This is a genomic window from Arthrobacter sp. Soc17.1.1.1, from assembly GCF_036867195.1.
In the GTDB taxonomy this organism is placed as follows: Bacteria; Actinomycetota; Actinomycetes; order Actinomycetales; family Micrococcaceae; genus Arthrobacter_D.
In genome coordinates, this window is record NZ_JBAJII010000001.1 from 1,205,990 (window position 1) to 1,216,086 (window position 10,097).

The 10,097-nt window shown below is 72.6% G+C and carries 9 protein-coding genes; 6 read left to right on the forward strand and 3 right to left on the reverse strand.

What is annotated here, in order from left to right; all coding sequences use genetic code 11:
- Positions 1-14 precede the first annotated feature (14 nt).
- Complete coding sequence (locus tag V6S67_RS05435) at positions 15-1,037, reverse strand: NADPH:quinone reductase (protein WP_334209281.1); 1,023 nt, start codon at positions 1,035-1,037, stop codon at positions 15-17.
- Between the two features lie 116 nt (positions 1,038-1,153).
- Between V6S67_RS05435 and V6S67_RS05440 the strand changes: the two genes are divergently transcribed.
- From V6S67_RS05440 to V6S67_RS05455, 4 genes are all read left to right on the forward strand, one after another.
- Positions 1,154-2,251: an NAD(P)/FAD-dependent oxidoreductase gene (locus V6S67_RS05440; protein WP_334209282.1), complete on the forward strand. Its 1,098-nt coding sequence runs from the start codon at positions 1,154-1,156 to the stop codon at positions 2,249-2,251.
- Between the two features lie 183 nt (positions 2,252-2,434).
- On the forward strand, positions 2,435-3,409 hold the full coding sequence (locus V6S67_RS05445; RefSeq protein ID WP_334209283.1) for a cation diffusion facilitator family transporter: 975 nt from the start codon (positions 2,435-2,437) through the stop codon (positions 3,407-3,409).
- Between the two features lie 24 nt (positions 3,410-3,433).
- On the forward strand, positions 3,434-3,916 hold the full coding sequence (locus V6S67_RS05450) for a cation:proton antiporter regulatory subunit (protein ID WP_307081777.1): 483 nt from the start codon (positions 3,434-3,436) through the stop codon (positions 3,914-3,916).
- Between the two features lie 7 nt (positions 3,917-3,923).
- The gene (locus V6S67_RS05455) at positions 3,924-5,126 is read left to right on the forward strand and encodes a cation:proton antiporter (RefSeq protein ID WP_334209284.1); all 1,203 of its coding nucleotides are present in this window, start codon (positions 3,924-3,926) and stop codon (positions 5,124-5,126) included.
- Positions 5,127-5,143: 17 nt separating this feature from the next.
- On the opposite strand, the gene V6S67_RS05460 is transcribed toward V6S67_RS05455, so the two are convergent.
- Positions 5,144-6,013: a siderophore-interacting protein gene (locus V6S67_RS05460; protein ID WP_334209285.1), complete on the reverse strand. Its 870-nt coding sequence runs from the start codon at positions 6,011-6,013 to the stop codon at positions 5,144-5,146.
- Between the two features lie 44 nt (positions 6,014-6,057).
- The gene (gene hutH, locus V6S67_RS05465) at positions 6,058-7,635 is read right to left on the reverse strand and encodes a histidine ammonia-lyase (RefSeq protein WP_334209286.1); all 1,578 of its coding nucleotides are present in this window, start codon (positions 7,633-7,635) and stop codon (positions 6,058-6,060) included.
- Positions 7,636-7,737: 102 nt separating this feature from the next.
- Here hutH and V6S67_RS05470 point away from each other — a divergent pair, with 102 nt between their 5' ends.
- Positions 7,738-8,418, forward strand: a complete 681-nt coding sequence (locus V6S67_RS05470; RefSeq protein ID WP_334209287.1) for an IclR family transcriptional regulator — start codon at positions 7,738-7,740, stop codon at positions 8,416-8,418.
- Positions 8,415-10,091 (forward strand): urocanate hydratase, encoded by a 1,677-nt coding sequence (gene hutU / locus V6S67_RS05475; RefSeq protein ID WP_334209288.1) that lies wholly within the window; start codon positions 8,415-8,417, stop codon positions 10,089-10,091. Before V6S67_RS05470 ends, hutU begins: the two co-directional genes overlap by 4 nt.
- The last annotated feature ends 6 nt before the right edge of the window (positions 10,092-10,097 follow it).

A 10,097-nucleotide genomic window follows, 5' to 3' on the forward strand; every position in this document is an offset into this window, starting at 1 on the left:
GAAGGGTCGATCGCTCAGGAGTTCTCGTCGGAGACGCGAATGATGACCTTGCCGGTCACACCGTTCTCGACGGCGTCGTGAGCGGCGCCGGTCTCCTCGAGCGGAAACCAGGAGAGGGGGAGTCCGGCAGCCTTCCCGACAGGCAATACCCCGCTGCTCAGCGCCGCCGTGATGTCCTCCGCCGCAGCGACGAGCGCATCCTGACCCACCGTGTAGAGCAGCAGGCCCTGCCAGCGGACGTTCTTCGCGAAACTCGCGATCACGGGGGCGGTGAAGTCGTCACCATTGTTGTTCGCGTAGTACGCGATGGAGCCATGGTTGGCGATCACCTCGACGTCGAGCGCGGCGTTTTGCCCGGGGGACACCTCCACGACATGGTCGACGCCGCCTGGAGCGACCTCGCGGATGCGTTGGGCGAGGGAATCGTCGGGGTAGCGGAGAACGTGGTGGGCCCCCGCGGCGCGACCGAGCTCGGCCTTCGCGTCGCTGCTGACCGTTGCGATGACGGTTGCGCCTGCCCAGACGGCGAGTTGAATCGCTGCGTGGCCTACGGCTCCGGCGCCGCCCTGGACGAGGACTGTGCGTCCCTCGAGGGCGCCGGGAGCGAGTCGCGACGGCCCCTGCTCGTGGACGGTCAGGGCGCGGTGCGCCGTCATCGCCGGTACACCCAGGCTGGCTGCCACCTCGAGATCGACGCCGTCCGGCAGGCGGACAGCCCGTTCGGCGGGAATCACGGTGAACTCCTGGGCGGTCCCCGTCGGGCGGCCGTGAGCAGCCAGGTAGATCCATACCCGGTCGCCTACCTGCGGCTCGGTGACGCCCTCCCCGACCGCGTCGACGACTCCGGCGCCGTCCTGGTTGGGGACCACCTCGGGGAACGGGAGGTCGCCGTCGGCGCGGGCCTTCCAATCCGTGGGATTCACGCCGGAGTTGACGATGCGGACTCGCACTTCGCCCGGACCGGGCGTCGCGACGTCGCGGTCGACGAGAGAGAGAACGGAGGAGGGACCGGTGGAGGAATAGACGATTGCTTTCACGACTAGCGGGAACCGTCAGTGCCCGGACGGTATTCCCCGGGCTCGGGGTCCGCCCGATCGACGGGGAGAGCACACCGGACGCCCCGGATGGGGGAGCGCCATCCTAGGATGACGGGATGAGCCCCCTCGAGTGCGACGTCCTGATCATCGGCGGCGGGATCGCCGGCCTCTCCCTCGCGTCCACCCTCGCTCCGTTCTCGAGCGTGGTCCTCGTCGAGGCGGAGGGCACGCTCGGGTACCACACGTCGTCGCGCTCGGCCCGGCAGCTCATCCCGAGCTACGGTCCCGCACCGGTGCGGGACCTCACCCGCCGAACCCTCGACCTCCTCTCCGGCGTCCAGTCCTCCACCGGCCTGTCACTGACCGTGCCGCGGTCCTTCCTGCTCATCGGCTCCGAGGCCGACGTCGCCGCGGGGGCGAGCGACTCGATGCGCCCCGTGTCCCACGCCGAGGCCCTCGAGCTGTGCCCGCAGCTGCGCCCCGAGGCCTTCGGTGCAGCAGCCCTCGACACGGACTGTGTCGGCACCGACACGGACCTCCTCCTCGAGTACCACCGTCGCCGCGCGAGCGACGACGGCGTGATCATCCTGACGGGTGCCGAGGTGACCTCGGCCCGCTACGACGGCGCCGGGTGGAGTGTCCGGGCGGGCTACCGGCCCATCACCGCGGAGGTCGTCGTCGACGCGGCCGGAGCCTGGGCCGACGGGGTCGCGGACGTGTGCGGCGTCGCGCCGCAGGGCCTCGTCCCACTCCGGCGGACCGCGGCGATCGGCACCGCCACCCACGCTCCGCCCGTCGGGACGCCCATGGTCGCGGCCGCGGACGAGTCGTTCTACTACCGGCCCGACGCCGAGGGCGTGCTCATCTCGCCGTGCGAGGCCGAGCCCGCCGAGCCGGGTGACGCCCAACCCCACCCCGGGGACGTCGAGCGCCTCGTGGAGCACCTCGCGACGGTCGCCGACCTGGGCATCACCGGTGTCACGCGGGCCTGGACCGGCCTGCGCACCCAGCGGGCGTCGGGCCTGCCCGTGGTCGGCTTCGATCCGGGGCACCCGGGTTTCTTCTGGCTCGCCGGGCAGGGAGGCTACGGGTTCCAGACGTCGTCGGGGATCGCCGAACTGGCGACCGTCCTGCTCACGGGCGCCGACCCGGCCGACCTCGGTGCCGATCCGGGCGGCATCGCGGCGGCCGCAGCAGCACTCCGGCCCGCCTGACCGGGTGCCGCAGCAGCGCCCGGGCCCATGCGCAACCGGCGTCCCCGCGCGGCGCCACCCGGCCGCGACCTGCGATGTCTCCGTAGAGTAGGGGCAGGAGGCAGCCCCGGTTCGTGCCGGCGGCGGGCCCGGTCATCGTCGGAACACCCGCCCCCGCGGCGGTCACACGGAACGGGAAGCATCATGTCGGCACACGGAGGCAACAGGGCGATCATCGCTGCCCTCGCCGCGAACCTCACCATCGCCGCGCTCAAATTCGTGGCCTTCGCGCTCACGCGCTCGTCGTCGATGCTCGCCGAGGGCATCCACTCCGTGGCGGACTCGGGCAACCAGGTCCTCCTGCTGGTCGGCGGCAAACGGTCCAGACGCCGTGCGAGTGCCGAGCACCCCTTCGGCTACGGACGCGAGCGCTACATCTACGCCTTCATCGTGTCGATCGTCCTGTTCAGCGTCGGCGGCCTGTTCGCGCTGTACGAGGCGTACCACAAGTACCAGGACCCGCACCCGATCGAGGGCGCGTTCTGGTGGGTCCCGCTCGCGGTCCTGATCGGCGCGATCATCGCCGAGTCCTTCTCGTTCCGCACGGCCATCAGGGAGTCCAACCAGGTGCGCGGCGGCATGGGCTGGGTGCGCTTCGTCCGTACCGCCAAGTCGCCCGAGCTGCCCGTGATCCTCCTCGAGGACTTCGGTGCCCTCATCGGCCTGATGTTCGCGCTGTTCGGCGTCTCCATGACCCTGCTCACGGACAACGGCCTCTGGGACGCGGCGGGCACCGCGATGATCGGCCTGCTGCTCGTGGCCATCGCCGCCGTCCTCGCCGTCGAGACCAAGAGCCTGCTGCTCGGCGAATCCGCCTCCGCGGCGGACGTCGCGAAGATCGAGGCGGCCATCGCCGGTGACGGTTCCACCCGGATCATCCACCTCAAGACCCTGCACCTCGGCCCCGACGAACTGCTAGTCGCCGCGAAGATCTCGGTCGGCAGCCGGGAGAGCGGCGCCCGCATCGCCGCCGACATCAACGGCGCCGAACAGCGCATCCGGGCCGCCGTCCCCATCGCCACGGCCATCTATCTCGAGCCCGATCTGTTCGACGCCGGGGCTTCCTCGACGCCCTCAGCGAACGGGAGCTCCACGGCCGCCGGACGCAGCGGCCAGTAGCCGCGGCGGGTCTAGGATGGGCGCATGAACGTCATCGAAACACGCCTGCCCGGCATCGGGGTGCGGCGGGAGATCGTCACGGGCTCCGGCCGCAGGGTGGGCATCGTCGCACAGCGCGACGGCGACCTCGACCTCATCATCTCGAAGGCGAGCGACCCGGACGCCTGCGTCGCCTCCATCCCGCTCACCCCCGACGAGGCCGCGACGATCGGCAACCTGCTCGGTTCGCGGCAGCTCGTGGCGCAGCTGACGGAGGAGCACCGCGACCTGCCGGGCGTCTCCACGCGGCAGTTCCTCATCGAGCGCGGTTCGCCCTTCGACGGGCGGCCCCTCGCGGACACGCGCATGCGCTCGCGCTCCGGCGCCTCGCTCGTCGCGGTCCTCCGCTCGGGCCAGGTGCAGGCCTCGCCGACACCCGATTTCACCCTCACCGCCGGCGACCTGCTGGTGGTGGTGGGCACCTCCGAGGGCCTCGACGCCGCGGCGGACATCCTGCGCAACGGCTGAGCCGCCTGTGCACACCACGGCCCTGACCCTGATCGAACTCGGCGCCATCCTCCTCTTCCTCGGGATCCTCGGGCGGCTCGCCGGCCGGATCGGGCTCTCGCCGATCCCGCTCTACCTCATCGGGGGCCTGTTCTTCGGGCAGGGCGGGTTCATCGAACTCGAAGGCGTCCTGGAGTTCAGCGAGGTCGCCAGCGAGATCGGCGTCGTCCTGCTGCTGCTCCTGCTCGGCCTCGAGTACACGGCGAAGGAACTCGTCACCGGCCTCCGCCAGTCCTGGCTCGCCGGGATCGTGGACTTCGTCCTCAACTTCACCCCCGGCGCGCTCGTCGCCGTGATCCTCGGCTGGGGTCCGGTCGCCGCCCTCGTCATGGGCGGCGTCACCTACATCTCCTCGTCGGGGATCGCCGCGAAGGTCATCGGCGATCTCGGCCGGCTCGGCAACCGGGAGACGCCCACGGTGCTCGCGATCCTCGTCTTCGAGGACCTCGCCATGGCCGTCTACCTCCCGGTGCTCACCGCGGTCCTCGCCGGGCTCAGCTTCGCCGGCGGGCTCGGCACCGTCGGGATCTCCCTGCTCGTGGTCACGCTCGTGCTGATCGTCGCCCTGCGCTGGGGCAACGTGGTCTCCGCCATCGTGGACAGCTCCGACCGCGAGGTGTTCCTCCTGACGCTCATCGGCGCGGCCCTGCTGGTCGCGGGTCTCGCGTCCGCCCTGCAGGTCTCGGCGGCCGTGGGCGCGTTCCTGCTCGGCATCGCGATCTCGGGGGCGACGGCGGAGAACGCCGCGCGGATCCTCGAACCCCTGCGGGACCTCTTCGCGGCCATCTTCTTCGTCGTGTTCGGGCTCAGTACCGATCCCTCGTCCATCCCGCCCGTGCTCGGCGTCGCGCTGCTCCTGGCCCTGGCGACCTCCGTCACGAAGATCGCGACCGGCTGGTGGGCCGCCGGCCGGCAGGGCATCGGGCGGATGGGGCGGGCGCGTGCCGGCACGGCGCTCGTGGCGCGCGGCGAGTTCTCGATCGTCATCGCGGGGCTCGCGGTGACCTCCGGGGCCGTGCTCCCGGAGCTGGCCGCCCTGGCCACCACCTACGTCCTGCTCATGGCCGTCCTCGGACCGGTGCTGGCACGCCTCGCCGAACCGGCCATGGAACTGACCGACCGCCTGCCGAAGCGGCGCCCGCGAGCGGTCCCCGCGAACGGGAGCACCTGAGCCGCGGGCGGCCGCCCCTAGTCGTCGAGGATCTTGCCGATCGGTTCCCGCTTCTCGGCCTGGAACGTGTCCTCCTCGCGCCCGTACGCCCAGTAGCCCGAGAGCGAGACCTGCGCGCGCGCCAGCCCCCTGTCCTTGAACAGGACGTCGCGCAGCGCCTTCATGGCCCCCCGCTCGCCGTGCACGAACGCGTCGACGCGCCCCTCGGGCCACGGGCCGGCCGCGACGGCGTCGGCGAGCAGCGTCGTCGTCCCCGCCGCCTGTCCGTCGCGCAGCAGCCAGTGCAGCTCCAGGCCTGCGGGCGCGGCGAGCGGGATGATCTCGGCGACGCTGTCCACCTCGAGGTACGCGTGCCCGACGGCGGCGGGGTGCAGCGCCTCGAGACCCGCGGCGATGGCGGGCAGGGCCGAGTCGTCACCGACGAAGAGGTGCCAGTCGGCGTCCTGGTCGGGTGACCACTTGCCGGAGGGGCCCATCAGCACGAGGAGATCCCCGGGCGCGGCGGCCGCGGCCCACGGTCCGGCGATCCCGGCGTCGCCGTGCACCACGAAGTCGATGGCGAGCCGGCGGGACGCGGCGTCGAGCCAGCGGATCGTGTAGGTGCGCTTCACGGGCCGGTCGCCGGCCGGGAGTTCGTCCTTCAGGGCCGCGAGGTCGTAGGGCGGCACCAGGCCGAGGTGCGGCTTCGCGAAGAGCAGCTTGGCGTAGCGGTCCGTCGCGTCGCAGTCCTGCAGGTCCGCGAAGCCCGGTCCGCCCGCCACCACGCGCACGAGGTGCGGGCTGAGCCACTGCTTCTCGAGCACGGTGAGGACCGCCTGCGGACGCGGCGGCTTGCGGGACGGTCCGGCGGCGGGAGTCGGCAGGGGCGAGGTCAGGGGGGACGACACGGGGGCGCTTCTTTCTGCAGGGGATGAGGCAACCCTAACAACGTTCACTGGAGCGTCGCTGGGAGCGCCCCCAGCGCCGCGGCGAGGAGCGAGCCGTCGTCCACGAGGAGGCGGGCGGCCTCGATCTCGGGGGCGAGGTAGCGGTCCGTGCCCGGGCCCGCGACGTCCCGGCGCAGGCGCTGCCGGACGGCCGTGATCGGGGCGGAGCTGCGGTAACCGGTCGCGGCGCCGCCGTCGCGCATGTCGAGGCCCCTCGCGGCGGTGAGGATCTCGATGGCGAGCACCCGGGTGAGGCCGTCGACGGCGCGGCGCAGCTTGAGACCGGCGGCCCAGCCCATGGACACGTGGTCCTCCTGCATCGCGGAGGAGGGGATGGAGTCCACGGACGCAGGGTTCGCGAGGCGTTTGAGCTCGGACACGATGCCCGCCTGCGTGTACTGCGCGATCATGTGCCCGGAGTCCACGCCGGGGTCGTGGGCGAGGAAGGCATTGAGCCCGTGGCTGCGGGCCTTGTCGAGGAAGCGGTCCGTGCGGCGTTCGCTCATGGAGGCGACATCGGCGACGGCGATCGCGAGGAAGTCGAGCACGTAGCCCACCGGGGCGCCGTGGAAGTTGCCGTTCGACTCGATGCGCCCGTCCGGGGTGATCACCGGGTTGTCGATCGCGGACCCCAGCTCCACCGCGGCGACCGCCTCGGCGTGGGCGAGGGTACCGCGCGCTGCGCCGTGCACCTGGGGCGCGCACCGCAGGGAGTAGGCGTCCTGCACGCGCGTGAACCGGTGCCGGCCGGTCTCGGACGTCAGCTGTTCGCCGACGAGCGGGGATCCCGCGAGCAGTGCCCGGATGTTCGCGGCCGAGGCCACCTGCCCGGGGTGGGGCCGCAGGGCGTGCAGGTCCTCGGCGAACACGGCGTCGGTGCCGAGGAGTCCCTCGACGCTCATCGCCGCGGCGAGATCCGCCGTCGTCAGGAGCCTGCGGAGGTCGGCGGCGGCGAGGATCAGCATGCCGAGCATGCCGTCCGTCCCGTTGATGAGCGCCAGGCCCTCCTTCTCGCGGAGTTCCACGGGGGTGATCCCGGCGGCGGCGAGGGCTTCGGCGGCCGGCACGAGCTGCCCACCGGCGTCGCGGACGTCACCCTCGCCCATGAGCGCGAGCGCCACGTGCGACAGCGGTGCGAGGTCGCCCGAGCAGCCGAGCGACCCGTACTCGCCGATCACGGGGGTGATGCCCGCATTGAGGAGCGCCGCGGACGTGGAGGCGACGAGGGGACGCACGCCGGTGCGGCCCGTCGCCAGGGTCGAGAGTCGCCCGAGCATGAGGCCGCGCACCACCTCGCGGTCCACCTCGGCGCCGGAGGACGCCGCGTGGCTGCGGATGAGGCTGCGCTGGAGCTGCGTGCGCTGGTCGAGCGGGATGTGCCGGGTGGCCAGGGCGCCGAAACCGGTGGAGACGCCGTAGTGCGGGGTGCCGTCGTCGACGAGCGACTCCACCACCGTGCGGGAGGCCGCCATCGCGGCCAGGGCCTCGGGGGCGAGCTCCACGGGGGCGTCGTGACGGGTGACGGCGACGACGTCGGCGGGGGACAGGGGGCCGGTGCCGACGATCACGGGGGGCTGGGACACGGTCCGCCTCGCTTCCTGCGGTCGCGACCGCTATTGCCATTGAGTGGAAAGGACGTTTCAATAAGTGAAAGCTACAGCGGGTATTAGCGCAAGGAGGCAGATATGGCGGAATCCTCGACCCGCACCGTGGAGCGCGCACTCGTCCTCCTCGGCGCGGTCTGCGACGCCGGGTCCCTCAGCCTCGCGGACGCCGCACGGGAGGCCGGGCTGTCGGCGTCGACGGCGCTGCGCCTGCTGCGCACGCTCGAGGGCACCGGCTTCGTGCGGCGCGACCCCGTCGGCGCGTACCGGCCGGGGCTCCGCGTGGTGCAGCTCGGTGCGCAGGCCCTCGGCCACGAATCGCTCGTCTCCCTCGCCGAGCCCGCCCTCGAACGGCTCGTGCGGCAGACGGGGGAGTCGGCGTACCTGAGCGTCCCCTCGCACGACGGCGAGGGCGTCTACCTCGCGATGCGCGAGGGCACCCACTCGGTCCGCCACGCCAGCTGGGTGGGCCGCAGCATCCCGCTGGAGGGCACCGCCGTGGGCGCGGTCCTCACGGGCGGACCGCCGCCCGGCGGGTTCGTCGTCGTGCGCGACGGCATCGAGGCCGACGTCACCGCTGTCGCCGCGCCCGTCACGCCCGGGGGCCGGCCCGCAGCGGCACTCAGCGTCGTCGTCCCCAGCTACCGCATCACCGACGCCGGGGCCCGCCGCATCGGGGTGCTCGTCGCGCAGGAGGCGGCGGCGCTCATGACCCGGGCGGAGGAATCCGCCGTCGACACCACCCGAGGAGAACCAGCATGACCGGCACCCCGACGTCCCGCCACGACCCCTCCCGCTCCATCCGCGCCGCCCGCGGCACCCGTCTCACGGCGAAGAGCTGGCAGACGGAGGCTCCGCTGCGCATGCTCATGAACAATCTCGACCCCGAGGTGGCCGAGCGCCCCGAGGACCTCGTGGTCTACGGCGGCACCGGCCGCGCGGCGCGCAGCTGGGAGGCGTACGACGCGATCGTCCGCACCCTGGAGACCCTCGAGGACGACGAGACGCTCCTCGTGCAGTCCGGCAAGCCCGTCGGCGTGTTCCGCACCCATGCGTGGGCGCCGCGGGTGCTGCTCGCCAACTCCAACCTCGTGGGAGACTGGGCCACCTGGCCCGAGTTCCGCCGCCTCGAGGCCGAGGGCCTCATGATGTACGGGCAGATGACGGCGGGCTCCTGGATCTACATCGGCACGCAGGGCATCCTCCAGGGCACGTTCGAGACCTTCGCGGCGGTCGCCCGCAAGCGGTTCGGCGGCACCCTCGCCGGCACCCTGACCCTCACCGCGGGCTGCGGCGGGATGGGCGGCGCGCAGCCGCTCGCCGTCACCCTGAACGGCGGCGCCGTCCTGATCGTCGACGTCAGCGAGGCGCGCCTGCGCCGCCGCGTGGCGAAGCGCTACCTGGACACCGTCGCGGAGACGCTGGACGACGCCGTGGCGCAGGTCCTCGCCGCCAGGCGCGACAGGCGCCCCCTGTCGGTCGGCGTGGTCGGCAACGCCGCGGCGGTCTTCCCGGAGCTGCTGAGGCGCGGGCTCGACGTCGACATCGTCACCGACCAGACCTCCGCCCACGACCCGCTCAGCTACCTGCCCGAGGGCATCGCCCCCGATGAGTGGGACCGGGAGGCCACCGCCGACCCCGAGGGCTTCACCAAGAAGGCGCAGGCGTCGATGGCCCTGCACGTCGAGGCGATGGTCGGCTTCCTCGACGCTGGCGCGGAGGTCTTCGACTACGGCAACTCCATCCGTGACGAGGCCCGCACAGGCGGCTACGGGCGCGCCTTCGACATCCCCGGGTTCGTCCCCGCGTACATCCGCCCGCTCTTCTGCGAGGGCCTCGGCCCGTTCCGCTGGGTGGCGCTCTCCGGCGATCCGGCGGACATCGCCGTCACGGACGCCGCCCTCAAGGAACTGTTCCCCGACAACGGCCACCTGCACCGCTGGCTCGACGCCGCCGCGGAGCACGTGGAGTTCGAAGGCCTGCCCGCGCGCATCTGCTGGCTCGGCTACGGGGACCGCGCGAAGGCGGGCCTCCTCTTCAACCGGCTCGTCGCGGAGGGCAAGGTGTCCGCGCCCATCGTGATCGGCCGCGACCACCTGGACTCCGGCTCCGTCGCCTCGCCCTACCGCGAGACGGAGGCCATGGCGGACGGCTCCGACGCCGTCGCCGACTGGCCCCTCCTGAACGCACTGCTGAACACCTCCTCGGGCGCCACCTGGGTCTCCATCCACCACGGTGGCGGCGTCGGGATCGGCCGGTCCATCCACTCCGGGCAGGTCTCGGTGGCCGACGGCACCGAACTCGCCGCGCAGAAGCTCGAACGCCTCCTGACGAACGATCCGGGCACGGGCGTCATGCGGCACGTCGACGCCGGCTACGAGCGGGCCCGCGAGGTCGCCGCCGAGCGCGGCGTGCGCATCCCCATGGAATCCTGAGTACAC